The 26,460-nt window shown below is 71.8% G+C and carries 21 protein-coding genes; 15 read left to right on the plus strand and 6 right to left on the minus strand.

The genetic code is table 11. The features are described from left to right. Positions 1-6: 6 nt before the first annotated feature. The gene (locus IQ210_RS02800; protein WP_407699679.1) at positions 7-4,080 is read right to left on the minus strand and encodes a HAMP domain-containing protein; all 4,074 of its coding nucleotides are present in this window, start codon (positions 4,078-4,080) and stop codon (positions 7-9) included. Positions 4,081-4,272: 192 nt separating this feature from the next. Here IQ210_RS02800 and IQ210_RS02805 point away from each other — a divergent pair, with 192 nt between their 5' ends. Next, positions 4,273-6,270, plus strand: coding sequence for a SpoIIE family protein phosphatase (locus IQ210_RS02805; RefSeq protein WP_194076515.1), 1,998 nt, complete (start codon positions 4,273-4,275; stop codon positions 6,268-6,270). 27 nt (positions 6,271-6,297) lie between these two features. Beyond that, positions 6,298-7,530: a radical SAM family heme chaperone HemW gene (gene hemW, locus IQ210_RS02810; RefSeq protein ID WP_194076517.1), complete on the plus strand. Its 1,233-nt coding sequence runs from the start codon at positions 6,298-6,300 to the stop codon at positions 7,528-7,530. Between the two features lie 102 nt (positions 7,531-7,632). Here hemW and IQ210_RS02815 read toward each other — a convergent pair whose 3' ends face one another. Both IQ210_RS02815 and IQ210_RS02820 read right to left on the minus strand, forming a co-directional pair. Beyond that, positions 7,633-8,436: a DUF3097 domain-containing protein gene (locus IQ210_RS02815; RefSeq protein ID WP_194076518.1), complete on the minus strand. Its 804-nt coding sequence runs from the start codon at positions 8,434-8,436 to the stop codon at positions 7,633-7,635. A 31-nt stretch (positions 8,437-8,467) separates the two neighbouring features. Continuing rightward, positions 8,468-9,199: an MBL fold metallo-hydrolase gene (locus tag IQ210_RS02820; RefSeq protein ID WP_194076519.1), complete on the minus strand. Its 732-nt coding sequence runs from the start codon at positions 9,197-9,199 to the stop codon at positions 8,468-8,470. A gap of 163 nt (positions 9,200-9,362) precedes the next feature. Between IQ210_RS02820 and hrcA the strand changes: the two genes are divergently transcribed. The 5 genes from hrcA to IQ210_RS02845 all read left to right on the plus strand — a co-directional run bounded on the left by hrcA (position 9,363) and on the right by IQ210_RS02845 (position 13,877). Next, positions 9,363-10,379, plus strand: coding sequence for a heat-inducible transcriptional repressor HrcA (gene hrcA, locus IQ210_RS02825; RefSeq protein ID WP_194076520.1), 1,017 nt, complete (start codon positions 9,363-9,365; stop codon positions 10,377-10,379). Next, a complete protein-coding gene (gene dnaJ, locus IQ210_RS02830) occupies positions 10,380-11,516 on the plus strand; it encodes a molecular chaperone DnaJ (protein ID WP_194076521.1) in 1,137 nt (378 codons plus the stop codon). Positions 11,517-11,627: 111 nt separating this feature from the next. Beyond that, on the plus strand, positions 11,628-12,716 hold the full coding sequence (locus IQ210_RS02835; protein WP_194076522.1) for a nitronate monooxygenase: 1,089 nt from the start codon (positions 11,628-11,630) through the stop codon (positions 12,714-12,716). Then, positions 12,713-13,462: a 16S rRNA (uracil(1498)-N(3))-methyltransferase gene (locus tag IQ210_RS02840; RefSeq protein ID WP_194076523.1), complete on the plus strand. Its 750-nt coding sequence runs from the start codon at positions 12,713-12,715 to the stop codon at positions 13,460-13,462. Before IQ210_RS02835 ends, IQ210_RS02840 begins: the two co-directional genes overlap by 4 nt. Positions 13,463-13,484: 22 nt before the next feature. Further along, positions 13,485-13,877: a VOC family protein gene (locus IQ210_RS02845; RefSeq protein WP_194076525.1), complete on the plus strand. Its 393-nt coding sequence runs from the start codon at positions 13,485-13,487 to the stop codon at positions 13,875-13,877. Here IQ210_RS02845 and IQ210_RS02850 read toward each other — a convergent pair. Further along, positions 13,819-14,238 carry a hypothetical protein gene (locus IQ210_RS02850; protein WP_194076527.1) on the minus strand — a complete coding sequence of 140 codons (420 nt, stop codon included), beginning with the start codon at positions 14,236-14,238 and terminating at the stop codon, positions 13,819-13,821. The genes IQ210_RS02845 and IQ210_RS02850 overlap by 59 nt on opposite strands. 97 nt (positions 14,239-14,335) lie before the next feature. Between IQ210_RS02850 and IQ210_RS02855 the strand changes: the two genes are divergently transcribed. Genes IQ210_RS02855 through IQ210_RS02875 form a run of 5 tightly spaced genes read left to right on the plus strand, consistent with a single transcriptional unit; the run spans position 14,336 to position 20,397 of the window. Next, the gene (locus IQ210_RS02855; RefSeq protein ID WP_194076529.1) at positions 14,336-14,854 is read left to right on the plus strand and encodes a hypothetical protein; all 519 of its coding nucleotides are present in this window, start codon (positions 14,336-14,338) and stop codon (positions 14,852-14,854) included. A 15-nt stretch (positions 14,855-14,869) separates the two neighbouring features. Further along, entirely contained in the window at positions 14,870-18,067 is a 3,198-nt protein-coding gene (locus IQ210_RS02860; RefSeq protein WP_194076531.1) for a S41 family peptidase, read from the plus strand. 54 nt (positions 18,068-18,121) lie between these two features. Further along, positions 18,122-18,475, plus strand: coding sequence for a histidine triad nucleotide-binding protein (locus tag IQ210_RS02865; protein ID WP_194076533.1), 354 nt, complete (start codon positions 18,122-18,124; stop codon positions 18,473-18,475). 6 nt (positions 18,476-18,481) lie between these two features. Further along, positions 18,482-19,387 carry a ribonuclease Z gene (locus IQ210_RS02870; protein WP_194076535.1) on the plus strand — a complete coding sequence of 302 codons (906 nt, stop codon included), beginning with the start codon at positions 18,482-18,484 and terminating at the stop codon, positions 19,385-19,387. 20 nt (positions 19,388-19,407) lie between these two features. After that, positions 19,408-20,397: an adenosine deaminase gene (locus IQ210_RS02875; RefSeq protein ID WP_194076537.1), complete on the plus strand. Its 990-nt coding sequence runs from the start codon at positions 19,408-19,410 to the stop codon at positions 20,395-20,397. A gap of 83 nt (positions 20,398-20,480) precedes the next feature. Here IQ210_RS02875 and IQ210_RS02880 read toward each other — a convergent pair whose 3' ends face one another. Then, the gene (locus tag IQ210_RS02880) at positions 20,481-21,671 is read right to left on the minus strand and encodes an MFS transporter (protein ID WP_194076538.1); all 1,191 of its coding nucleotides are present in this window, start codon (positions 21,669-21,671) and stop codon (positions 20,481-20,483) included. Between the two features lie 209 nt (positions 21,672-21,880). Beyond that, positions 21,881-22,666, minus strand: a complete 786-nt coding sequence (locus IQ210_RS02885; RefSeq protein ID WP_194076539.1) for an IclR family transcriptional regulator — start codon at positions 22,664-22,666, stop codon at positions 21,881-21,883. A gap of 159 nt (positions 22,667-22,825) precedes the next feature. On the opposite strand from IQ210_RS02885, the gene IQ210_RS02890 reads away from it, so the two are divergent. From IQ210_RS02890 to IQ210_RS02900, 3 genes are all read left to right on the plus strand, one after another. Further along, a complete protein-coding gene (locus IQ210_RS02890) occupies positions 22,826-23,722 on the plus strand; it encodes a 5-dehydro-4-deoxyglucarate dehydratase (RefSeq protein ID WP_194077072.1) in 897 nt (298 codons plus the stop codon). Beyond that, positions 23,719-25,008 (plus strand): glucarate dehydratase family protein, encoded by a 1,290-nt coding sequence (locus tag IQ210_RS02895; protein ID WP_194076540.1) that lies wholly within the window; start codon positions 23,719-23,721, stop codon positions 25,006-25,008. The genes IQ210_RS02890 and IQ210_RS02895 overlap by 4 nt, the downstream gene beginning before the upstream one ends. Positions 25,009-25,251: 243 nt before the next feature. Then, on the plus strand, positions 25,252-26,394 hold the full coding sequence (locus tag IQ210_RS02900) for a carbohydrate kinase family protein (protein WP_194076541.1): 1,143 nt from the start codon (positions 25,252-25,254) through the stop codon (positions 26,392-26,394). Positions 26,395-26,460: the final 66 nt, after the last annotated feature.

The raw sequence follows: 26,460 nt of genomic DNA on the forward strand, positions 1-26,460 counted from the left end.
TGTGCCTCATTCAGTCGTCGGCGGAACCGGCACTTCTCCTGTCGCGTCCGGTTCCTCTACGGCAGTTTGCGCCTCGGGACCGTTTTCGTCCGCGCCCTCGGGATCGAGGAGTGCGCACACGACGGTCAGCAACTGGTCGACGTCCACCGGTTTGGGTACGTAGTCGTTGGCGCCCCGCGCGATCGATTTCTCCCGGTCTCCGGGCATCGCCTTCGCGGTCAGCGCGACGATGGGCAGGCCGGTCCAGCGGGGGGTGCGGCGGATGGCGGCGATGGTCTCGTAGCCGTCCATCTCCGGCATCATGATGTCCATCAGGACGAGTTCGACGTCCGGGTTGCGCTCCAGCGTCTCGATGCCCTCGCGGCCGTTCTCGGCGTAGAGGACGGGCATGCCGACCCGGCCCAGGACGTGGGTCAGCGCGAAGACGTTGCGGATGTCGTCGTCGACGATCAGCACCCGGCGCCCGGGGAGCACTTGGCCCGCCCTGCCGGACTTCCACGCCTCCAGCTTGGTCGGTGCGGGCCAGGCGTCGTCCACGTCGTGGGTGGCCGTGTAGGGCTCCGAGGAGAGCTGCTCCGGCACCATCGGCAGGGAACGGTCCTCGGGGACCGGGCCGGTCGCCGCGTGGCCGGGGCTGACGACGGGGACGTAGAGCGTGAAGGTGGAGCCCTTGCCGGGTTCGCTCTCGGCGACGATACGGCCGCCCAGCAGGCCGGCGATCTCCCGGCTGATGGACAGCCCGAGGCCGGTGCCGCCGTACTTGCGGTTGGTGGTGCCGTCGGCCTGCTGGAACGCCTCGAAGATCACCGGGAGCTTCTCGGCCGCGATACCGATCCCCGTGTCGGAGACGGCGAAGGCGACCACGTCGTCGCTCTCGCGGATGTACCGGTGGTCGGGGTCCTTGATGCGGTTCACCCGGAGCTCGACCCGGCCGGACGCGGTGAACTTGATCGCGTTGGACAGCAGGTTGCGCAGGATCTGCTGGAGGCGCTGTTCGTCGGAGTACATCTCGCGCGGTACGTCCTCGCCGACGGACACCTCGAAGGCGAGTCCGCGGTCCAGGGTGAGTGGGCGGAACGTGGCGTGGACGTAGTCGAGGAGCTTGATCAGGGGGAGCTTCTTCGGGCGGACGTCCATCCGGCCCGCCTCGATCTTGGACAGGTCGAGGATGTCGTTGATCAGCTGCAGGAGGTCCGAGCCCGAGCGGTGGATCGTCGTCGCGAACTGCACCTCCTGGTCGGAGAGATGGCCGTCCGGATTGTCCGAGAGCAGCCTCGCCAGGATGAGCAGGGAGTTGAGCGGGGTGCGGAGTTCGTGGGACATGTTCGCCAGGAACTCCGACTTGTACTGGGAAGACGTGGCCAACAGGGCGGCCTTCTCCTCCAGTTCGGCGTTCGAACGCTGCAACTCCGCCTGCTGCTTCTGGAGTTCGTCCGATCGCTCCTGGAGCTGCATCGCCAGGCGCTGGGACTCGCCCAGCAGCGATTCCGTACGGGAGTTGGCGATGATCGTGTTGATCGCGACGCCGATGGTGTTCACGAACTGGTCGAAGAACGCCAGGTGGACGTCGGAGAAGCGGGAGAAGGAGGCGAGTTCGATGACGCCCAGGAGCTTGTCCTCGAAGAGGATCGGGATGATCACGACACTCGTGGGAGCCGCCTCGCCCAGACCGCTGTTGATCTTGATGTAGTCCGGCGGGGCCTCCTCGACGAGGATGCGCTTCTTCTCGCGGGCCGCCTGCCGGACCAGGCCGTGCACCGGAAGGCCGCCGGTCTCCACGGTCGCGCCCTGCGCCGAGCCGTAGCCCGCGATGAACGCCAGCCCCTTCGTGGGAACGGTGGTGCGGATGGACGCGCCGTCCTCGTCCGGGTCGGCCAGGAAGAACGCCCCGTACTGGGCGTTCACCAGCGGGGTCAGCTCGCGCAGGATCAGGTCGGCGACCTCCATCAGGTCGCGGTGGCCCTGCATCAGGGCCGCGAGGCGGGCCAGGTTCGACTCCAGCCAGTCCTTCGCGCGGGTCGTCTCGCGGAGGTTGGCCACCATCAGGTTGATGTTGTCCTTCAGCTCGGCGACCTCGCCCTGGGTCTCCACGGTGATCGAGCGGGACATGTCGCCCTGGGCCACCGCGGATGCCACCTCAGCGATCGCGCGCACCTGGGTGGTCAGGTTGGAGGCGAGTTCGTTCACGTTGGTCGTCAGGCGCTTCCAGGTGCCGTACACGCCCTCCACCCGCGCCTGGCCGCCCAGTTGGCCCTCGGAGCCGACCTCGCGGGCCACGCGGGTCACCTCGGAGGAGAACGAGGACAGCGTGTCGACCATGGTGTTGATGGCCGTCTTCAGCTCCAGGATCTCACCGCGCGCGTCCACGTCGATCTTCTTGGAGAGGTCGCCGTTGGCGACGGCGGTGGTCACCTGGGCGATGTTCCGCACCTGTGAAGTCAGGTTGTCGGCCATGTAGTTGACGTTGTCGGTCAGGTCCCGCCAGACACCGCTCACGCCCAGCACCTGGGCGCGGCCGCCGAGCCGGCCGTCGGTGCCGACCTCGCGGGCGACGCGGGTGACCTCGTCGGCGAAGGCCCGTAGCTGCTCCACCATCGTGTTGACGGTGTCCTTGAGTTCGAGGATCTCGCCGCGGGCGTCGACCGTGATCTTCTTGGAGAGGTCGCCGTTGGCGACGGCGGTCGTCACCTGGGCGATGTTCCGGACCTGTGAAGTCAGGTTCAGCGCCATGAAGTTGACGTTGTCGGTAAGGTCCTTCCAGACGCCGCTCACGCCGCGCACCTGCGCCTGGCCGCCGAGGTTTCCTTCCGTGCCGACCTCGCGGGCGACGCGGGTGACCTCGTCGGCGAAGGCGGAGAGCTGGTCGACCATCGTGTTGATCGTGGACTTCAGCTCCAGGATCTCGCCCTTGGCCTCGACCGTGATCTTCTTGCCGAGGTCACCCTGGGCCACCGCGGTGGAGACCAGGGCGATGTTGCGGACCTGTGATGTCAGGTTGTCCGCCATGAAGTTGACGTTGTCGGTGAGGTCCTTCCAGACGCCGCTCACGCCGCGCACCTGGGCCCGGCCGCCGAGGTTTCCTTCCGTGCCGACCTCGCGGGCGACGCGGGTGACCTCGTCGGCGAAGGCCGAAAGCTGGTCCACCATCGTGTTGATGGTCGACTTCAGCTCCAGGATCTCGCCCTGCGCGTCCACCGTGATCTTCTGCGAGAGGTCGCCGTTGGCCACGGCGGTGGTCACCTGGGCGATGTTCCGGACCTGTGAAGTCAGGTTCGACGCCATGAAGTTGACGTTGTCGGTGAGGTCCTTCCATACGCCCGACACGCCCCGCACCTGGGCGCGCCCGCCCAGCTGGCCCTCGGTGCCGACCTCGCGGGCCACGCGGGTGACCTCGTCGGCGAACGCGGAGAGCTGGTCGACCATCGTGTTCACGGTCAGCTTCAGTTCCAGCAGCTCACCGGTGGCCTCGACGGTGACCGTGCGGGTCAGGTCGCCGCGGGCCACGGCCGTGGTCACCAGGGCGATGTCACGGACCTGCGCGGTCAGCCGGGACGCCATGGTGTTGACCGCCTCGGTCACGTCCCGCCAACTGCCCGACAGGCCCGTCACCTTGGCGCGTCCGCCGAGCCGCCCCTCGGTGCCGACCTCGCGGGCGACCCGCGTCACCTCGCCCGTGAACAGGGACAGCTGGTCGACCATCTTGTTCACGGCCCGGCCCAGCCGTCGCAGATCACCCCGCAGCTGCCGGTTGCCGTCGTGCAGATCGACGCGCTGGGTCAGATCACCGCCCGCCACCGCGTCCAGCACCCGGGTCGCGTTGGCGGCCGGGGCGACCAGGGCGTCCAGCAGCTGGTTCACATCGTTGACCCGGGCGGCCCAGGCGCCGGCACCCGGGCTCGGTGAGAGCCGCTCGTCGAGCCGGCCGTGCCGCACCAACTCCCGCTTGACCCGCTGGACTTCCGTCGCGAAATGGACGTTCCGGTCGACCAGCTGGTTGAAGATCGCGGACAGCTCGGCCACGACAGGTCCGTGCCCCGTCTCCGACACCTTCGCGAAGTGCCCGTCCCGCGCGGCCGTCATCGCGGCGAGCAGCGGACGCAGATCCGATGCTCGAATCTGGTCCTGAATGTGTCCGTCTTCGAGCACACGCGTAGCACTGTTCTCACTCATGGCGGCCCACTTCGGTAACTCGGCGCTTATGGGCGCAGCCAGTCTGTCACTCTGTCCGCATCGACTGAGGCGTATTCGTCCGAACTGCTCGGGGAGCTGGACATGGGGGCCATTCCGACGCAACGGGAGAGCGATTCCCGTGCTTCTGATGCGCCTGTGCCCGGCGGTGTGCCCCCGTGCGCCCGGGCGCACGCCACCCTTCCCGGCAGCTCCCGGGCGCCGGGCGCCGCCCGCGCACTGCTGCGCGCCGCGCTCACGGAATGGGCCGAACTCGCCCTGCCCGGCGCGGAACTGCTCACCGAACGCGTCACCGACGACCTCACCATCGTCACCAGCGAACTCGTCACCAACGCGGTCGTCCACGCGGGCACCGACGTCGAACTGGACTGCCGTATGGAGGACACGGGCGCGGTGGTCGTGGAGGTCACCGACCACCACCCGTCGCGCGCCCCGCGCGCAGGCGCCCCCGAACCGCCGTACACGGCACCGGAGTACGCCCCCGGCACCCCAGAACTCGGCCGGGGCACCCCGGAGTACGGGCGCGGTCTGCGTCTCGTCGCCACCCTCGCCGAGTCCTGGGGCATCACGTACCGCACCGGCTCCAAGACGGTGTGGGCCCGGCTCACCGACGAGGACGACGCGGACGTCGGCGACATGGAGGCGTACCCGGGAGAGCGCGGCCTGCGCGTCGCCGAGATCCTCGCCCCCGAACCCGCGCGCGCCGAACGCGACCGGGAGTGGCTCAACCGCGGTGCCCTGTCCTTCCTCGCCGAGGCCTCCGACCTGCTCGCCGGGCAACTCGACGAGGACCTGGTGGCCGCGCTCGCCGGACAGCTGATCGTGCCGCGGCTCGCCGACTGGTGCGCGGTGTGGCTGGAGGACGAGCTCATGGGCCGCTGGGGCTCCCCGCGCGCGACCGAGCCCGACGGCGGGCCGGGCGGCGGAGGCGTCGGAGGCTGGGGCGCCGACGGGATCGCCGGACCGGGACCGCGGCTCGCCCGCGTCTGGCACGGCAGCGAGAACCTCATCGAGGACCTGCGCCGGGCCCTGGAGAAGGAGGTCCCGCGGCTGCCGGACCCGCCGCGCTCGGGCCCCGTCCCCTTCCCCTGGCCCGGCGAGGCCCTCGGCCCGCACGGCATGCACGGCGCGGCCCTCGCGTACCGCCTCATCGCCGGCGGCCGGCCGCTCGGCACGCTGGTCATCGGACGGGCGGGCCTGCTGCGCTTCCCCGACGAGATCACCGGGCTCGTCGAGGACCTCGGCCGCCGCGTCGCCCTCGCCATCAGCGCCGCCCGCCAGTACGCCCGCCAGGCCACCATCAGCGCCGTCCTCCAGCGCGGACTGCTGCCCGGCGCGGTCGCGGAGATCCCCGGCATGAGCAGCGCCCTCGTCCACGAACCCTGTGACAAGGCGGGCCCCAGCGGCGACTTCTACGACCTGTTCCCCTGCGGCGACGGCCGCTGGTGCTTCGCCATCGGCGACGTCCAGGGCAAGGGGCCCGAAGCCGCCGTGGTGATCGGCCTGGCCCGGCCCTGGCTGCGGCTGCTGGCCCGCGAGGGATACGCCGTCGCCGAGGTCCTCGACCGGCTCAATCAGCTCCTCCTCGACGACGCCACCGAGGCCGCGGACGCCGCCGCCCGCGCCTTCGCCGGACCGGTGGGACCCGCCGGTCCCGCCGACGGCCCGCAGACCCGCTTCCTGTCGCTCCTCTTCGGCCAGCTCCGCCCCTTCGACGGCGGCGTCCAGTGCACCCTCGCCTCCGCCGGCCACCCCCTGCCGCTGCTCCTCGGACCGGACGGCGGGGTCCGCACGGTCGCCCAGCCGCAGACCCTCCTCGGGGTCGTCGAGGACGCCGTCTACACCAGCGAGATCATCGAGCTGCGCCACGGCGACACCCTCCTGTGCGTCACCGACGGAGTCACCGAGCGGCGCAGCGGCTCCCGCCAGTTCGACGACGGTGACGGCCTCGCGGCGGCCCTCGCCGGCTGCGCGGGCCTGACCGCCCCGCTCATCGCCGAGCGCATCAAACGCCTGGTCCACGAGTTCGGCGTACGACCGCCCGACGACGACCTGGCCCTGCTGGTGCTCCAGGCCGAGTAGCCGCCGGGGTGCTGGACAATGGAAGGCATGCCTTCCGCACTCCCCGACGGCGAGCCCGTCCCCGACGACGGCGCACTCCCCGCGCACGCGCTCTCCGGAGCCGCCGAGCGCCCCCTCGGGTTCTATCTGCACGTCCCCTACTGCGCGACCCGCTGCGGGTACTGCGACTTCAACACCTACACCGCGACCGAGCTGCGCGGCACCGGCGGCGTCCTCGCCTCCCGCGACAACTACGCCGACACCCTGATCGACGAGATCCGGCTGGCCCGCAAGGTGCTCGGGGACGACCCGCGCGAGGTCCGCACGGTGTTCGTGGGCGGCGGTACGCCGACGCTGCTGGCCGCGGGCGATCTCGTACGGATGCTCGCCGCGATCCGCGACGAGTTCGGGCTCGCGACGGACGCCGAGGTCACGACGGAGGCGAACCCGGAGTCGGTGGACCCGGCCTATCTCGCCACCCTGCGCGAGGGCGGCTTCAACCGGATCTCCTTCGGCATGCAGAGCGCGAAGCAGCATGTGCTGCGCGTGCTGGACCGGACCCACACGCCGGGGCGCCCCGAGGCGTGCGTGGCGGAGGCACGGGCGGCGGGCTTCGAGCACGTCAACCTGGACCTGATCTACGGCACGCCGGGGGAGTCGGACGACGACTGGCGGGCCTCGCTGGACGCGGCGATCGGGGCGGGGCCGGATCATGTCAGCGCGTACGCCTTGATCGTGGAGGAGGGTACGCAGCTGGCTCGGCGGATTCGTCGCGGCGAGGTTCCGATGACCGACGACGACGTGCACGCCGACCGGTATCTGATCGCGGAGGACGCGTTCGCGGCGGCCGGCTTCGACTGGTACGAGGTCTCGAACTGGGCCACCTCCGAGGCCGGGCGGTGCCTCCACAACGAGCTGTACTGGCGTGGTGCCGACTGGTGGGGTGCGGGGCCGGGAGCGCACTCGCATGTGGGCGGGGTGCGCTGGTGGAACGTGAAGCATCCCGGCGCGTACGCGGCGGCGCTGGCGGCGGGGCGGTCGCCGGGGGCGGGGCGTGAGGTGTTGTCGGCGGAGGACCGGAGGGTCGAGCGGATTCTGCTGGAGTTGCGGTTGCGGGAGGGGGTGCCGCTTGACCTGCTCCGTGAGGAGGGCCTGCGTGCCGCTCGCCGGGCGCTGTCGGACGGGCTTCTGCGGCAGGAGTCGTACGACGAGGGGCGGGCTGTGTTGACGCTTCGGGGGCGGTTGCTGGCGGATGCGGTGGTGCGGGATCTGGTGGATTAGGGGCCTACGGGGGTGCCGCGGTCTGTTGTGTGGCGGGTGCGGGTGTGTGGGGGCTGGGCGCGCAGTTCCCCGCGCCCCTTAGGTGGGTGCAGCTCGCCTCTTTTATGCCGTTACGAAGTCGATCAGTTCCTCGACCCTGCCCAGCAGCTCTGGCTCCAGGTCCTTGTAGGAGTTCACCCGCTTCAGGATCGCCTGCCATACCGCGGCCGTGTTCTCTGAAGGCCAGCCCAGTGCCTTGCACACGCCCGTTTTCCAGTCCTGGCCGTGCGGGACGCGTGGCCACGCCTCGATGCCCAGGGACGACGGTTTCACCGCCTCCCAGATGTCGATGTAGGGGTGGCCCACGACCAGGGCGTGTTCGCTGGTGACCGATGCCGCGATACGGGACTCCTTGCTGCCCGGCACCAAGTGGTCCACCAGGACGCCCAGCCGCGCGTCCGGGCCCGGCGCGAACTCCGCGACGATCGACGGGAGGTCGTCCACGCCCTCCAGGTACTCCACCACGACGCCCTCGATGCGCAGGTCGTCGCCCCACACCTTCTCGACCAGTTCGGCGTCGTGCCGGCCCTCGACGTAGATGCGGCCGGCGCGGGCCACGCGGGCGCGGGCGCCGGGGACGGCCACCGAGCCGGAAGCCGTACGTGTGGGTCGTAGCGGAGTCGATGACGTGGGGCGTACGAGCGTCACCACCCTGCCCTCCAGCAGGAAGCCCCTCGGCTCCATCGGGAACACCCGGAGCTTGCCGAAGCGGTCCTCCAGGGTCACCGTGCCCGCCTCGCAGCGGATCACCGCGCCGCAGAAACCGGTGCCCGGCTCCTCGACCACCAGGCCGGGCTCGGCCGGGACCTCCGGGACGGGCTTCGGCTTCTTCCACGGCGGGGTCAGGTCGGCGGAGTACTGGCGCATTCGGATGACGATAGGAGAAGCCCGCGGCCGGTCACCGCGACACGCCGAAACGTGCGGCCAGGGCGTCCCGCTGCGCCCGTACGAACGTCGCGTCCACCACCGCTCCGTGACCGGGCACGTACAACGCGTCCTCGCCGCCCAGGTCCAGGAGCCGGTCCAGGGCGGCCGGCCAGTGCGACGGTACGGCGTCCGGGCCCGCCTGCGGCTCACCGGACTCCTCGACCAGATCGCCGCAGAACACCACCTCGGGCGAGCCGGGCACCAGCACCGCGAGGTCGTGGGCCGTGTGCCCCGGGCCGACGTTCGCCAGCAGGACCTGCCGGCCGCCGCCGAGGTCGAGGGTCCACTCGCCGGAGACCAGGTGGCGGGGGCGGGGGAGGGCATCGACCGCCTCGTCGGCCAGGTGCTCGGCCAGCCCCTCCCGTACCGCGTCCGCGCGCAGCTCCTCGCGGGCCTGGTGCTGAGCGAGGAGCGTGTCCATGCCGACCGGCCCGAACACGTCCGCGCCCGCGAACGCGCCCGCGCCGAAGACATGGTCGAAGTGGGGGTGGGTCAGCGCGAGATGGGTCACACGGTGCCCGGCGAGCGCCTCCGCCTGCGCCCGCAGCCGTGCCCCCTCCGCGAGGCTCGACCCGGCGTCGACCAACAGGGCCGTGTCCGCGCCGACGACCAGCCCCGCCGTGCAGTCCCAGACCGGCAGCCGGCACCGGCCCACCCCGGCCGCCACCCTCTGCCACCCCAGCTCTTCCCAAGTCACCGTCATACCGCGACGCTAGCCGTACAGGCGGTTCACGGGCTGTCACACCCGGGCCGACCTTGCCCGGGTGGTACCCCACCGCCGTACACTGGGCCGCGGGGAACGCTGGCACTCGGACGGACAGAGTGCCAGGCGGGGGCCTGGGGAACGACTTCTGGAGGTGTGCGCGATGCTGAGTGAACGCAGGCTTCAGGTGCTGCGCGCCATCGTCCAGGACTACGTCGGCACCGAGGAGCCCGTCGGTTCCAAGGCCCTCACCGAGCGGCACAACCTGGGCGTCTCCCCGGCGACCGTGCGCAACGACATGGCCGCCCTGGAGGACGAGGGGTTCATCGCCCAGCCGCACACCAGCGCCGGGCGTATCCCCACGGACAAGGGCTATCGGCTGTTCGTCGACAAGCTCGCGGGCGTCAAGCCGATGACGGCGCCCGAGCGGCGCGCGATCCAGAACTTCCTCGACGGCGCCGTCGACCTCGACGACGTGGTGGCCCGGACCGTGCGGCTGCTCGCGCAGCTCACCCGGCAGGTGGCGGTGGTGCAGTACCCGTCGCTGACCCGGTCCACGGTGCGGCATGTGGAGCTGCTCTCGCTCGCTCCCGCGCGCGTGATGCTCGTCCTGATCACCGACACCGGCCGGGTCGAGCAGCGCATGGTCGACTGCCCGGCGCCCTTCGGGGAGGCCTCGCTGGCCGATCTGCGGGCGCGCCTCAACAGCAGGGTCGCGGGGCGTCGGTTCACCGATGTGCCGCGCCTGGTCGAGGACCTGCCCGAGGGCTTCGACGTCGAGGATCGGGGTACGGTCGCCACCGTGCTCTCCACTCTGCTGGAGACACTCGTCGAGGAGAACGAGGAGCGGTTGATGATCGGCGGAACCGCCAATCTCACCCGCTTCGGACATGACTTCCCCCTCACCATCCGGCCCGTCCTGGAGGCGCTGGAGGAGCAGGTCGTGCTCCTCAAGTTGCTTGGCGAGGCAGGGGATTCGGGCATGACCGTACGCATCGGTCACGAGAACGCCTATGAGGGACTCAACTCAACTTCGGTGGTGTCGGTCGGCTACGGTTCGGGCGGCGAGGCAGTAGCCAAGCTCGGCGTGGTCGGACCGACCCGCATGGATTACCCGGGAACGATGGGAGCGGTACGCGCAGTGGCACGGTACGTCGGACAGATCCTGGCGGAGTCGTAAGTGGCCACGGACTACTACGCCGTTCTCGGCGTGCGCCGCGACGCGTCGCAGGATGAGATCAAGAAGGCGTTCCGTCGGCTCGCACGCGAGCTGCACCCGGACGTCAACCCCGATCCGAAGACCCAGGAGCGGTTCAAGGAGATCAACGCCGCTTACGAGGTGCTGTCGGACCCGCAGAAGAAGCAGGTCTACGACCTCGGCGGCGACCCGCTGTCCCAGGCGGGCGGCGGAGGCGCGGGCGGCTTCGGCGCCGGTGGCTTCGGGAACTTCTCGGACATCATGGACGCCTTCTTCGGTACGGCGTCGCAGCGGGGTCCGCGGTCGCGTACGCGGCGCGGCCAGGACGCGATGATCCGGCTGGAGATCGAGCTCGACGAGGCGGCCTTCGGCACGACGAAGGACATCCAGGTCGACACCGCGATCGTCTGCTCCACCTGCAACGGTGAGGGTGCGGCGCCGGGGACCTCCGCGCAGACGTGTGACATGTGCCGGGGCCGCGGTGAGGTCTCGCAGGTCACCCGGTCCTTCCTGGGCCAGGTCATGACCTCGCGTCCCTGCCCGCAGTGCCAGGGCTTCGGTACGGTCGTGCCGACGCCGTGCCCCGAGTGCGCCGGTGACGGCCGGGTCCGCTCGCGTCGCACGCTGACGGTGAAGATCCCGGCCGGTGTCGACAACGGCACGCGGATCCAGCTCGCGGGCGAGGGCGAGGTCGGTCCCGGTGGCGGTCCCGCCGGTGACCTGTACGTCGAGATCCACGAGCTGCCGCATCCGATGTTCCAGCGGCGCGGTGACGATCTGCACTGCACGGTGACGATCCCGATGACGGCGGCGGCTCTCGGCACGAAGGTGCCGCTGGAGACGCTGGACGGCATGGAAGAGGTCGACATCCGGCCGGGCACGCAGTCCGGCCAGTCGATCCCGCTGCACGGGCGGGGTGTCACGCATCTGCGGGGCGGGGGTCGTGGTGACCTCATCGTCCACGTCGAGGTGCAGACCCCGAACAAGCTGGACCCGGAGCAGGAGCGACTGCTGCGAGAGCTGGCGAAGCTGCGCGGCGAGGAGCGTCCTCAGGGGCAGTTCCAGCCGGGTCAGCAGGGGTTGTTCTCGCGGCTGAAGGACGCGTTCAACGGGCGCTGACGCGGGGTGGGCGCCGGCACCGCCAGGTGGCCGGCGCCTTCTTGTGCCAGTGGACTATGCCTGCGGAAGGCCGGATTCGGACTTGTTCGGGGGACGTGACAACATGCGGGCATGTCCTCCGCGCTGACCGGTCTCTTCCCCCTTCCGATCGTGCAGGCCCCCATGGCGGGCGGTGTCTCCGTGCCGCAGTTGGCTGCTGCCGTGTCCGAGGCCGGGGGGCTCGGGTTCCTCGCCGCCGGGTACAAGACGGCCGACGGCATGTACCAGGAGATCAAGCAGCTGCGCGGGCTGACCGGGCGGCCCTTCGGCGTCAACCTCTTCATGCCGCAGCCCGAGTACGCCGATCCCGCGGCGGTCGACGTGTACGCGCACCAGCTGGCCGGCGAGGCCTCCTGGTACGAGACCGAGCTCGGTGACCGCGACAGCGGGCGGGACGACGGATACGACGCCAAGCTCGCCGTACTCCTCGACAATCCCGTACCCGTCGTCTCCTTCCACTTCGGCGTCCCGAACGGTGAGGTGCTGGAGGCGCTGCGGCGGGCGGGGACCTTCACGCTCGTCACCGCGACCACCCCCGACGAGGCCCTCGCCGTGGAGCGGGCCGGGGCCGACGCGGTCATCGCGCAGGGCGTCGAGGCGGGCGGGCATCAGGGCACCCATCGGGACATCCCCGAGAACGACGGGGCCGGGCTCGGGCTGCTCTCGCTCGTCGGGCAGATCCGGGAGACGGTCCGGATTCCCGTCGTCGCCGCCGGCGGCCTCATGCGCGGCAGCCAGATCGCCGCCGTCCTCGCCGCGGGCGCCGGCGCCGCCCAGCTCGGCACCGCCTTCCTCGCCACCCCCGAGTCCGGCGCCGCGGAGATCCACAAGCAGGCGCTGACCAACCCGCTCTTCGTACGGACGGAACTCACCCGGGCCTTCTCCGGCCGGCCGGCCCGCGGGCTCGTCAACCGGTTCATGCGCGAGCACGGCCCGTACGCCCCCGCCGCCTACCCCGAGGTGCACCACCTCACCTCACCCCTGCGCAAGGCCGCCGCCAAGGCCAAGGACGCGCAGGGCATGGCCCTGTGGGCGGGACAGGGGCACCGGATGGCCCGTCCGCTGCCCGCCGGGCAGCTCGTGGAGGTGCTGGCCGCCGAACTCGCCGACGCCACGACAGCGTTGTCCGGTCACCGCAGCGCCGGAGGTGACCTCCGATGACAGCGCCCGTGTTCGTCGTCGAGCACTTCGACGCCGGTGGCGGCGGCCACTACGTCCTCGACGGCCCCGAGGGACGGCACGCCGTCTCCGTGAAGCGCCTCCAGCCCGGCGAGGACGTCATCCTCACCGACGGCGCCGGACGCTGGGCCGACTGCGTCGTGCTCGGCACCGAGGGCAAGGACCGGCTGATCGTCCAGCTGGACAGCGTGACCGAGGAGCCGGTGGCGCAGCCGCGCATCACCGTCGTGCAGGCTCTGCCCAAGGGCGACCGGGGCGAGCTCGCCGTCGAGACCATGACCGAGGTCGGCGTCGACGCGGTCGTGCCCTGGCAGGCGGCCCGGTGCATCACGCAGTGGAAGGGCGACCGGGGCCTGAAGGCGCTCGGCAAGTGGCGGGCCACCGCCCGCGAGGCCGGCAAGCAGTCCCGGCGCGTCCGCTTCCCCGAGGTCGCGGATCTGGCGACGACCAAGCAGGTCGCGGCACTTCTCGCCCGCGCCGACTTCGCCGCCGTGCTCCACTCGGACTTCGAACGCGGCAGTCAGGCGCTCGCCACCGCCGAACTCCCCGACGAGGGCGAGATCGTGCTCGTCGTCGGACCCGAAGGGGGCGTCGCCAAGGACGAGTTGGCGCTCTTCGAGGAGGCCGGTGCGAAGGCGTACGTGCTGGGTCCTACCGTGTTGCGTACGTCGACCGCCGGGACCGCGGCCGCAGCCCTGCTCCTCGGCCGCACCGGCCGCTGGTCCTGACCGATCCCCCGGGGGGAACACCGTGGAACTCGCCCAAGTACGGCTCCTCGTCACCGACTTCGCCGCCTGCTACCGCTTCTACGCCGAAGTCCTCGGCCTGAAGCCGCAGTCGGGGGCGACCGAGGGACCGTACGAGAAGTTCAGCCCCAGCACCGGGGCGGCGGGCATCGCCCTCCAGGACCGGGCGATGATGGCCGGGATACTGGGCGAGCTGGGCGACGCGGCCAGCGGACACCGGTCGCTGGTGGTGCTGCGCGTCGACGACCTGGACTCCTACTGCGAGCAGATCACCTCCCGCGGCGCGGAACTCCTCCACGGCCCCGCCCCGATGACGGACCGCATGCGGGTCGCCCACCTCAAGGACCCGGAGGGGAACCTGGTGGAACTCCAGGAGTGGCTGCTGCTGCGCGCTTGAGGTCCACGGCCTCGGCGACGGCGGCGAAGAACTCCCAGCCGTCCAACTCCCCGTCGTCCGGCAGAGGTCCACGACGCGTGGCCTCGTCGAGGAGGGCGCGTACGACGGCCGGTTCGCGCAGATTGATCAGGTTGCCCCGGCCGTCCGCCGCGCAGCCCTGGAACCAGGGGTGCCCCTCGGAGACGTACCGGCCCGAACCCGGGCCGCCCGGCCGGAACACGAACCGGGTCCGGCGACCGTCGCGGTGCACGGTGACGGTGTCGCGCCAGACACCGTCGCGGCCCTTCTTCTGGCGGTGGCTCCAGAGGTAGGTCGTGTTCTCGTCGATGCCGAGGCGTCGCAGACGGTGGTCGTTGCGCATGACGTCGGGCCCTCCGGTGCTCGGATGTCACTCGATTGTGGCCGAGTGTCCGTATGCGCTCTACCGCGTCGGGCGGGACAGTGGGAAGCTGCCCTCCATGGGGGTATTGAGGAGGATTTGGCGGCGCCGGGGCCGGCGGATCGGTGCGGTGGGCGCGCTTGTCGTCGTGGGTGTCGGCGGGGCCGTCGCCTGTGATCCCGCGGGGCTGAGTTCCGCGTCCGTGGCGTACACGACCGATCAGACCGTCACCAAGGAGCTGGAGCGGCAGCACGCGAAGGTGCAGTGGCTCACCTGCCAGGCCTCCTACGGCAACCGCCCCACCCCGACCGCGACCGAGAAAGCCGTCGCCGAGGTGCACTGCACCGGCGAGACCAACGACGGCAAGGACATCAAGGTAGACGGGAAGGTCACCCGGGTCGTCAACGGGCAGTGCGTGCGCGGGGAGTTGACCGCGAAGATCGACGGCAAGCAGTGGTTCCAGGTGAACGGGCTGGGCAACTGCAACGCCACCCCGGAGCCGGCCAACAACAACCCCGGGGCCACGGTCACCGTCACTGTCACCGAGACCGTGTGGTGCGACAAGTACCCGGACTGCCGCCCGGTGCAGGGCAAATGACCTTAGGGTGATCGGGTGACCCAGTCCGCGACGCCCGCGTATCTCCGATACCCGCATCTGCACGGCGACCTGGTCGCCTTCACCGCCGAGGACGACGTCTGGATCGCGCCCCTCGACGGCGGCCGCGCCTGGCGGGTCAGCAGTGACAACGTGCCGGTCTCCACACCCCGCATCTCGCCGGACGGCACCACCGTCGCCTGGACCTCGACGCGGGACGGGGCACCCGAGGTGCACATCGCGCCGGTCGACGGCGGACCCGCGAAGCGCCTGACGCACTGGGGGAGTTGGCGCACCCAGGTGCGCGGCTGGACCCCGGACGGGCAGGTCCTCGCCCTCACCACCCACGGCCAGGCCAGCCTGCGCCGCTCCTGGGCGCACACCGTCCCGCTCGACGGCGGACCGTCCACCGTCCTGCCGTACGGCCCCGTGGGTGGCGTGGCGCAGGGGCCGAGCACTGTTCTCCTCTCCGCACCCATGGGGCGCGAGGCCGCCTGGTGGAAGCGGTACCGGGGCGGTACCGCGGGCAAGTTGTGGATCGACGGCGGAGGGGACGGGGAGTTCGTACGGCTGCATGAGGAGCTCGACGGGAACATCGAGTTCCCCGTGTGGGCGGGGGAGCGGATCGCCTTCCTCTCCGACCACGAAGGCGTAGGGGCTCTCTACTCCTCCCTCGCGGACGGGGCCGATCTGCGCCGGCACACCCCGCTCGACGGGTTCTACGCCCGGCACGCCGCCGGGGACGGCGACCGGGTCGTCTACGTCTCCGCCGGTGAGCTGTGGGTCCTCGACGACCTGGACGGGGCCGAGCCGCGCCGGCTCGACGTCCGGCTCGGCGGGTCCCGCCCCGACCTCCAGCCGTATACCCTGAACGCCTCCCGCTGGGTCGAGTCGGCGTCCCCCGACCACACCGCGCGCGGCAGCGCCGTCTGTGTGCGCGGGGCCGTGCACTGGGTCACCCACCGCTCCGGGCCCGCCCGCGCGCTCGCCGCCGAGCCCGGGGTGCGGTCCCGGCTGCCGCAGGCCTTCCGCGCGGACGGCGAGGAGTGGGTGGTGTGGGTGACGGACGCCGACGGCGACGACGCCCTGGAGTTCGCGCCCGCCACCGGCCTCGCCCCCGGCGCCACCCCGCGCCGGCTCGCGGCGGGGCAGCTGGGCCGGGTCCTCGACCTGGCGATGGCGCCGGACGGCAGCCGGGCCGCCGTAGCCGCGCACGACGGGCGCGTCCTCCTCGTCGAACGCGAGACGGGCGAGGTCCGCGAGATCGACCGCAGTGAAGACGGTGACGCTTCCGGGCTGGTCTTCTCCCCCGACTCGGCCTGGCTCGCCTGGTCCCACCCCGGCCCGCGCCCGCTCAGCCAGCTCCGCCTCGCCAACACCACCGACCTGTCGGTCACCGAGGCGACCCCGCTGCGCTTCCAGGACTACGCCCCCGCCTTCACCCTCGACGGCAAGCACCTGGCGTTCCTCTCCACCCGCTCCTTCGACCCGGTCTACGACGAGCACGTCTTCGACCTGGCCTTCGTGGAGGGCGCCCGCCCGCACCTCATCACCCTCGCCGCCACCACCCCGTCCCCCTTCGGACCGCAGCGGCACGGCCGCCCCTTCGACGCCCCCGACAAGGACGAGACCCCCGACAGCGAGGGCGCCCCGGCCACCCGGATCGACCTCGAAGGCCTCGCCGACCGGATCGTGCCCTTCCCGGTGGAGGCCGCCCGCTACTCCGACCTGCGGGCCGCGAAGGACGGCGTGCTGTGGCTCAGGCACCCGGTGCGCGGGGTGCTGGGCGCCTCCCGGGCCACGCCCGACGCGCCCGATCCCAAGACCGAGCTGGAGCGCTTCGACCTCGTCCAGCAGCGCGTCGAGCATCTGGCCGCCGACGCCGACCACTTCGCCGTCAGCGGCGACGGCAAGCGGGTCCTGCTCGGGACCGACGGCCGGCTGAAGGTCGTACCGAGCGACCGCCGCGCCTCGAACGACGACGACAGCGACACCAACATCACCGTCGACCTCACCCGCATCCGGCAGACGATCGACCCGGCGGCCGAGTGGCGGCAGATGTACGACGAGACCGGCCGCATCATGCGCGACCACTTCTGGCGCCCCGACCTCGGCGGCACCGACTGGGACGGCGTCCTCGACCGCTACCGCCCCGTCCTCGGCCGCGTCGCCACCCACGACGACCTCGTCGACCTCCTCTGGGAGGTCCAGGGCGAACTGGGCACCTCGCACGCCTACGTCGTCCCGCGCGGCGGCTACGGCAACGGCGCCCGGCAAGGCCTCCTCGGAGCCGACATCTCCCGCCACGCGGACGGCAGTTGGCGCATCGACCGCATCCTGCCCTCGGAGACCTCCGACCCCGACGCCCGTTCCCCGCTCGCCGCGCCCGGCGTCGCAGTCCGCGCCGGGGACGCGATCGTCGCCGTCGCGGGACGGCCCGTCGACCCGGTGACGGGCCCGGGGCCGCTGCTCGTCGGTACGGCGGGCAAGGCGATCGAGCTGACCATCTCCCCGTCCGGCGGCGGCGACGTACGGCACGCGGTCGTCGTCCCGGTCGCCAACGAGGAGCCCCTGCGCTACCACGCCTGGGTCACCGACCGCCGCGCCTACGTCCACGAGCGCTCCGGCGGCCGGCTCGGCTACCTCCACGTCCCCGACATGCAGGCCCCCGGCTGGGCCCAGATCCACCGCGACCTGCGCGTCGAGGTGGCCCGCGAGGGGCTCGTCGTCGACGTCCGCGAGAACCGCGGCGGGCACACCTCCCAGCTGGTGGTGGAGAAGCTGGCCCGCAAGATCGTCGGCTGGGCCAGCCCCCGCGGCATGCGCCCCTACAGCTACCCCCAGGACGCCCCGCGCGGCCCCGTCGTCGCCGTCGCCAACGAGTTCTCCGGCTCGGACGGCGACATCGTCAACGCGGCCATCAAGGCCCTCGGTATCGGCCCGGTCGTCGGGACCCGCACCTGGGGCGGCGTCGTCGGCATCGACAGCCGCTACCACCTCGTCGACGACACGCTCGTCACGCAGCCCAAGTACGCCTTCTGGCTGGAGGGTTACGAGTGGGGCGTGGAGAACCACGGCGTGGACCCGGACGTCGAGGTCGTCCAGCGTCCGCAGGACCACGGGGCGGGACGGGACGTCCAACTGGACGAGGCCATAAGGCTCGCGCTGGAGGCGCTGGAGGGAACTCCGGCGAAGGTGCCTCCGTCGCTTCCCTGACCTGCTCGATACGATGCCCCGAAGACTTCGGGCGATTACGGCGAGAGGACGCACATGCCAGGGGAGCCGCAGGCGGACTGCCTGTTCTGCAAGATCGTCGAGGGACAGATCCCGGCCACGATCGTCCGCGAGTCGGACACCACCGTCGCCTTCCGGGACATCAACCCCCAGGCGCCGACGCATGTCCTGGTCATCCCCAAGGTGCACTACCGGGACGCCGCCGCCCTCGCCGCCGCGGAGCCCACCATCGCCGCCGACGTGCTGCGCGAGGCGCAGACCGTCGCCGACGAGGAGAAGCTGGAGAGCTACCGCATCGTCTTCAACACGGGCGCCGGCGCGGGCCAGACCGTCTGGCACGCGCACGCGCACGTCCTCGGTGGCCGCGGCCTCGAATGGCCCCCCGGGTAAGTCACCGTGTCCGTACGTGAATTGGTGGTCCTCGGCACCGCCAGCCAGGTCCCCACCCGGCACCGCAACCACAACGGCTACCTCCTGCGCTGGGACGGCGAGGGCATCCTCTTCGACCCGGGCGAGGGCACCCAGCGCCAGATGCTGCGCGCCGGGGTCGCCGCGCACGACCTGAACCGGATCTGCGTCACCCACTTCCACGGCGACCACTCCCTCGGTCTCGCGGGCGTCATCCAGCGCATCAACCTCGACCGCGTCCCGCACGAGATCACCGCCCACTACCCCAAGTCCGGCCAGCGCTTCTTCGACCGGCTGCGGTACGCGACGGCGTACCGGGAGACGGTCGAGCTCACCCAGGCGCCGGTGAGCGCGGACGGGGTGCTGGGCGCGTCCGCCACCTACACCCTGGAGGCCCGCAAGCTCTCCCACCCCGTCGAGTCGTACGGCTACCGACTCGTCGAACCCGACGGCCGCCGCATGCTGCCCGACCGCCTCGCGGCGCACGGCATCAAGGGCCCGGACGTCGGGCGCATCCAGCGCGAGGGCGCGGTGGGCGGCGTGACGCTGGCGGACGTCAGTGAGGTCCGGCGCGGGCAGCGGTTCGCGTTCGTCATGGACACCCGGCTGTGCGAGGGCGTGTACGCCCTCGCGGACGGCTGCGACATGCTCGTCATCGAGTCGACGTTCCTCGACGAGGACACGAACCTCGCGGTCGAACACGGCCACCTCACGGCCGGGCAGGCCGCGACCGTCGCCCGGGACGCCGGCGTACGGCATCTCGTCCTCACCCACTTCAGCCAGCGCTACACCGAGCCCGACGAGTTCGAACGGCAGGCGCGGGCGGCCGGGTTCGAGGGCGAGCTGACCGTGGCGCACGACCTGCTGCGGGTGCCGGTTCCGAAACGGCGGTAAAGCGGCCGTACGATGCTTTGATGCCCCTCCCCAAAGCTGAACTGCACCTGCACATCGAAGGCACGCTGGAGCCCGAGCTGGCGTTCGAGCTGGCCGCGCGCAATGGCGTCTCCCTGCCGTACGCGGACACCGAAGAGCTGCGCAAGGCGTACGACTTCGAGGACCTCCAGTCCTTCCTGAACCTGTACTACGAGCTCATGGCCGTGCTCCGCACCGAGCGCGACTTCGAGGACCTCGCCGACGCGTACCTGGCGCGCGCCGCCGCGCAGGGGGTGCGGCACGCGGAGATCTTCTTCGACCCGCAGGCGCACATCGCGCGCGGTGTGGGCATGGGCACGGTCGTGGAAGGGCTGTGGCGGGCGCTCGGTGAGAGCGAGGCGCGGCACGGTGTCTCCACGCAGCTGATCATGTGCTTCCTGCGGGACGAGTCCGCCGAGTCGGCCCTGGAGACGCTGGAGGCCGCGAAGCCGTACCTCGACCGGATCGTCGGCGTCGGGCTCGACTCCGCCGAGGTCGGGCATCCGCCGGTGAAGTTCCGCGAGGTGTACGAGGCGGCTGCCGCGCTGGGGCTGCGGCGGGTCGCCCATGCGGGGGAGGAGGGGCCGCCGGAGTACATCACCGAGGCGCTGGACGTGCTCGGCGTGGAGCGGATCGATCATGGGCTGCGGTGCATGGAGGATGCGGGGCTGGTGGAGCGGCTGGTGCGGGAGCGGGTTCCGTTGACCTTGTGCCCGCTGTCCAATGTGCGGCTGCGGACGGTCGACGTGCTTGCGGATCATCCGCTTCCGGCGATGTTGGACGCGGGGTTGTTGTGCACCGTGAACTCCGACGACCCCGCCTATTTCGGGGGGTACGCCGGGGACAACTTCGATGCGGTGCGCTCCGCGTTGGGGCTGGGGGAGGAGCGGTTGCGGGAGCTTGCTCGGAACTCGTTCTTGGCGAGTTTTCTGGAGCATGACGAGGAGCGGCGGGCTCGGTATCTCGCGGAGGTTGAGGAATATCGGTTCTGATTCGGCTGCGGGTCCGGTGGGGGCTGGTCGCGCCCACGCGGCGGAGCCGCAAATCGATACAGCCCCGCGCCCCTAGAGGCCCTCTACGCAGCCGTTGCCTTGTTGTAGGTCGGCGCTTCCACCGGGACTTCCACCACCGGCAAGGAGCGCCTGCCCTTGCCCATCGCCACCGCCGTCATCGGTACGGCGATCAGCAGTAGGCCCGCCGCCAGTACCAGGCCCATCGTTGCGAAGCCTGCCTGTGCTGACAGGACGCTGCCTGCCAGTGGGCCCGCCGCCGTGCCCAGGGACGAGGCCGAGCCGACCAGGACCGCCCAGCGGCCCCTCGGGTCCAGGGAGGCGGCCAGGCCTATGACGTACGACAGGACGATCGGGTAGAGCGTGTTCCACGCGATCTCGCCGGTCGCGAAGGTCGTGAGGTCGGTCGCGGAGGCGCTCAGGGCGATGCAGGCGGCGATGAGGGCCGTGCCCGCGCCGATGGGGAGGGCCCTGCCGAGGCGGGGGCCGAGGGCGCTCGCGCCGATGACGCCGAGGAGGCCGGCGCCGAGGGCGATCGCGAAGACCGCGCCGACGGTCGCCTCGGTGAGGTGGGCCTGGTCGAGGCCGATGCGGCCGCTGACGCCCCAGAGGGAGTTCTGGGCGAGGGACCAGCACGGCAGGGTGAGGGCGAGGAGCAGTCCGGCGCGCAGGTGCGGGAGCGGGGTCTTCGGCTGCTGCCGGGTGCGGTGGGGGGCCGTCGCGGGGGCGAGGCGGGTGGTCAGGGGCCAGACCGCCGCTGCCGTGAGGGCGATCGCCGCCAGCGGCTGGCCGTGGCCGGGGCCGAGGTGCGGGACCGTCAGATAGACGGCGCCGGCGAGCGCGGAGACGCCGAGCAGGCCGAGCGTGGTGGTGCGGTGCGGGTCGGGCTGGGCGGCGATGCCGGTGGCGGCCACCGCTGTCGCCGTACCGGAGCCGAAGCCGCCGATGAGCACGCCCGCGATGACGGCCCACAGGGTGTGGGTGAGCGCGGCGCCGCCGTAGCCGAGGACGGCGAGGACGAGGCCGGTGCGGGCGAGGAGGCGGGGGCCGATCCGGTCGACGCGGGAGGCGAGCAGGAATCCCGCTGAGGCCGAACTCAGCAGCAGCGCGCTGCCGACGGCGCCCGCCTGGGTGGCGGAGAGCGGAAGCCCCGAGTCGAGCCTGCCGACAGTGGTCGGGAGGAGGTACGGGGCGAGGTACCCGGCCGTGAACAGGGCGATGAGGGGCCAGGGCAGGGTGGTGCGGGGGGCGGACACGGGCGTTCCCAGGGCATGCGAAAGAAGCGGCTCAAGAAGGGGGTTGGGCGACGACCGTCGACGGACAGGAACGCGCGGGCAATTTGTATCAAGCACGCGGTTCGAGAAGAAGAGTGGGGGGTGTGATGTGGGGCACTTCGTGTTTGGGGTGGGGGAGAGCGGGTAAACGAGGCGCCCGTGACAGGTGTTCGGTGGCTTGACGCGGGGCCTCAGCGCCAGTGGACCGCCGCGCCGCCCGCCGCCGGTACCGTCGCCTCGATCTTGCCCCTGATCTCCCGCATCACCGCGACGATCCGCCCCTCGTGCTCCGGCGTCAGCCGGGCCACCGGCACCGAGCAACTGATGGCGTCCTGGGTCGGGGAGTCGTAGCGCAGGGCGAAGCCGAAGCCGATGATGCCGGGGACGCCTTCCTCGCGGTCGACCGAGTAGCCGCGGGCCCGCGTCTCGGCAAGGTCCGCCGTGAGGGTCTCGCGGGTCGTGCGGGTGTTGGGCGTGAGCTCCTCGTACGGGCCCTCGGGCAGTTCCGTGTCGGGGTGCTCGGCGAGCAGGGCCTTGCCGAGGGCGCCCGCGTGGGCGGGGAGGCGGCGGCCGACGCGGCTGATGGTGCGCAGGTACTCGTGGGACTCGCGGGTCGCCAGATAGGCCACGTCCCGGCCGTCGAGCCGGCCCATGTGGATGGTCTCGCCCAGCGCGTCGGACGCCTCGTCGAGATACGGCCGTACGACCCGGACACGCGGGTCGGAGTCGAGGTAACTGGTGCCGGTCAGCAGGGCGTGGATGCCGATGCCGTAGAGGGAGCCGGTGATGTCGGTGCGGACCCAGCCGCGCGAGATCAGGGTCTGGAGGAGGGCGTACATCGAGCTGCGGGGGACCCCGAGTTCGTCGGCCAGTTCCTGGAGGCGTGCCGGGCGGTCCCCGCGGGCCGCGAGGAGTTCCAGCAGCTCGACCGTCCGCGCCGCCGACTTCACCTCGCGGACGCCCGCTGTCTCTGACATGAGCCGATCGTAATCCGACGGGGCGGCGCCATTGACGGTTATCGTTCGTGTATCTAACCTCCATCTCTATATGTGGATGTCGTCTACATGGGGAGATGATGAGGCGTGGGGATCGACACCGACAGGGGCGGGGGCGTCGCCCGGCGGCTGCGGGACGGCATGGCGGCCGGGGTGCTGTCCTTCCCGCTGACCAGCTTCCGCGAGGACGGCACGCTCGACCCGGACGGCTTCCGCGCCCACGTCGCCGCGCAGCTCGCCGCCGCTCCCGGCGCCCTCTTCCCGGCGTGTGGCACCGGGGAGTTCTTCTCGCTGGACGAGGACGAGTACCGGACGGTCGTGACCGTCGCCGTCGAGGAGGCGGCCGGCCGGGTGCCCGTCGTCGCCGGGGTCGGGTACGGGTGGGCGCAGGCCGTGCGGTTCGCGCGGATCGCCGAGGAGGCGGGCGCCGACGCGCTGCTCGTGCTCCCGCACTACCTGGTCGCCGCCCCGCAGGACGGGCTCGTCCGGCAGCTGGAGGAGATCGCCGCCCGCACGTCGCTGCCGCTCATCGCCTACCAGCGGGGCCAAGTCGCCTTCACCGCCGCCTCTTTGAGGCGCGTCGCCGAGATCCCCGGCGTCATCGGCCTCAAGGACGGGCACAGCGACCTGGACCGGCTGCAACGCCTCACCCTCGCCGCGCCCGAGGGCTTCCTCTTCTTCAACGGGGCCGCCACCGCGGAGATCCAGGCCCGCGCCTACGCCACGGTCGGAGTTCCCGCGTACTCGTCGGCGGTGCACGCCTTCGCCCCCGAGATCGCGAACTCCTTCTTCGCGGCGCTGCGGGACGGCGACGGCAAGACGGTCGAGCGGTTGCTGCGCGAGTTCTACGTGCCGCTCGTCGAACTCCGCGACCGGGTACCCGGATACGCCGTGTCCCTCGTCAAGGCCGCGGCCCGGCTGCGCGGGCGTCCCGTCGGGCCGGTCCGCGCGCCCCTCACCGATCCGTCGGACCGCGATCTCACCGACCTCGGGAACCTGCTCACCACCGGACTCGACCTCGTAGGAGCCGCCCTGTGAATCTCACGATCACCGACGTACGCCTGACGCCGATCCTCGTCGCCGACCCGCCGCTGCTCAACACGCAAGGCGTGCACCAGCCGTACACACCCCGGCTGATCGTCGAGGTGGAGACGGCCGACGGGGTGGTGGGGGTCGGCGAGACCTACGGCGACACCAAGTACCTGGAGCTGGCACGGCCGTTCGCGGAGAAGCTGATCGGACGTCAGGTGTCCGACCTGAACGGCCTGTTCACGGTCGCCGACGAGGTCGCTGTCGATGACGCGCGGGTGTCCGGGCAGGTCGACGTGGGTGGGCTGCGGGGCGTGCAGACCGCCGACAAGCTGCGGTTGTCCGTCGTCTCCGGGTTCGAGGTCGCCTGCCTCGACGCGCTCGGCAAGGCGCTCGGGCTGCCCGTGCACGCGCTGCTCGGGGGCAAGGTGCGGGACGCCGTCGAGTACAGCGCCTACCTCTTCTACAAATGGGCCGACCATCCGGCGGGCGTCGCCGCGGAGAAGGACGACTGGGGGGCCGCCGTCGATCCGGCCGGGGTCGTGGCGCAGGCCCGGCTGTTCAAGGAGCGGTACGGGTTCACGTCGTTCAAGCTCAAGGGCGGGGTGTTTCCGCCGGACGAGGAGATCGCCGCGGTGCGGGCGCTCGCCGAGGCGTTTCCCGGGCATCCGCTGCGGCTCGATCCCAACGGGGCCTGGTCCGTGGCCACTTCGCTGAGAGTGGCGGAGGAACTCGGGGACGTTCTGGAGTACCTGGAGGACCCCGCGCTCGGTACGGCCGCCATGGCCGAGGTGGCCGCCGGGACCGACGTGCCGCTCGCCACGAACATGTGCGTGACGACGTTCGCGGAGATCGCGGAGGCGTTCGGGAAGGGGGCCGTGCAGGTGGTGCTGTCCGACCACCACTACTGGGGCGGCCTGCGGAACACCCAGCAACTCGCCGCGATCTGCCGGACGTTCGGGGTGGGAGTGTCCATGCACTCCAACACCCATCTGGGGATCTCGCTGGCCGCGATGACGCACGTGGCGGCCACCGTGCCCGACCTTCACCATGCGTGCGACTCGCACTATCCCTGGCAGGCGGAGGACGTCCTGACGCAGCGGCTGGTGTTCGAGGGCGGGAAGGTCGCCGTGTCCGACGCGCCGGGACTCGGGGTCGAGCTCGACCGGGAGAAGCTGCGGGCGCTGCACCAGCGGTGGCTCGACGACGACGGAACACTGCGGGAGCGGGACGACGCGGCGGCGATGCGGGCCGCGGAGCCGGGGTGGGTGACGCCGGGGGTGCCGCGCTGGTAGTGGGGGTTCTTTTCTCGCCCCCGCCGCCCCTACCCGTCCCATCACCAGGGGCTCCGCCCCTTCGACCCCGCCAGGGGGCTCTGCCCCCTGGACCCCCGTCGGCCCCGAAGGGGCCTCGTCCTCAAACGCCGGACGGGCTGGATGATGCGGCCGGTGCTTCGTGGGTGGGGCGGTGTTGGCAGCCCTGTTGTCAGTGGTGTGGTGCAGACTGGCTGAATCCGTACCACTCGCAGGGAGCGCCCCGTGATCGCGTCCAGCGCATCCGTCGGAAAGGGACCGTCGCACCTCGGAGCGACCGGGCCGTGTCAGGCCCAGGTCGACCCGCTCGCCGCGCTGCGCACCCCCGACGACCCCCCTTGGGACGTCTATCTCACCGGCACCGTCTTCCTCGACATCATCTTCACCGGGCTCGACTCCGCCCCCGTGCGCGGCACCGAGTCCTGGGCGCGCGGGATGGGGTCGAGCCCCGGCGGAGTCGCCAACATGGCCACCGCGCTGGCCCGGCTGGGGCTCAGGACCTCCCTCGCCGCCGCCTTCGGCTCCGACCACTACGGCGAGTACTGCTGGGACGCCCTGGCCCAGGGCGAGGGCATCGACCTCTCGCCGTCGCGCACCGTCGCCGGCTGGCACTCCCCGGTCACCGTCTCCATGGCGTACGAGGGCGAGCGGACGATGGTCTCCCACGGCCACGAGCCGCCCCCGGAGGAGCCCGCCCCGGACTGCCCCCCACGCGCGCGTGCCGCCGTCGCCTCCCTGGTGCCGGGCAAGCGCGCCCCCTGGATCGCCCAGGCCGCGAGCAAGGGCACCCGTGTCTTCGCCGACGTCGGCTGGGACGACACCGGAGCCTGGGACCTGGCGGGCCTCGCCGACCTCGAACACTGCGAGGCCTTCCTGCCCAACGCCGAGGAGGCCATGCGGTACACCCGCACCTCCTGCCCGCGCGAGGCCGCCCACGCCCTCCTCGACCATGTGCCGCTCGCCGTGGTCACCCTCGGCGCGGAGGGCGCCTACGCGGCCGACCGGCGGACCGGGGAGTCCGCCGAGGTGCCCGCCATCGCCGTCGAGGCCCTCGACCCCACCGGCGCCGGTGATGTCTTCGTCGCCGGGTTCGTCACCGGCACGCTGGCGGGCTGGCCGCTCGCCGACCGGCTCGCCTTCGCCGGGCTCACGGCCGCGCTCTCCGTCCAGGAGTTCGGCGGCTCCCTCTCGGCACCGGGCTGGTCGGAGATCGGCGCCTGGTGGCGCAAGGTCCAGTCACTGCCGGGCCAGGACCCCGCGGCCCTGCGGCGCTACGGCTTCCTGGCGGAACTCGTACCGGCGGAACAGGCCCGCCCGTGGCCGCTGCGGCGCGCGGTGCCGACGATCGGGTTCCGCCGGTCGGCGTAGGGGCGGGGCGTCGGGGCGGAGGGCGCGGCAAGGCGGGGCGCGGCGGGCCCGCAGTCCTGGCCGTCG

Origin of the sequence: Streptomyces justiciae (assembly GCF_015163075.1) — a bacterium.
In the GTDB taxonomy this organism is placed as follows: Bacteria; Actinomycetota; Actinomycetes; order Streptomycetales; family Streptomycetaceae; genus Streptomyces; species Streptomyces justiciae.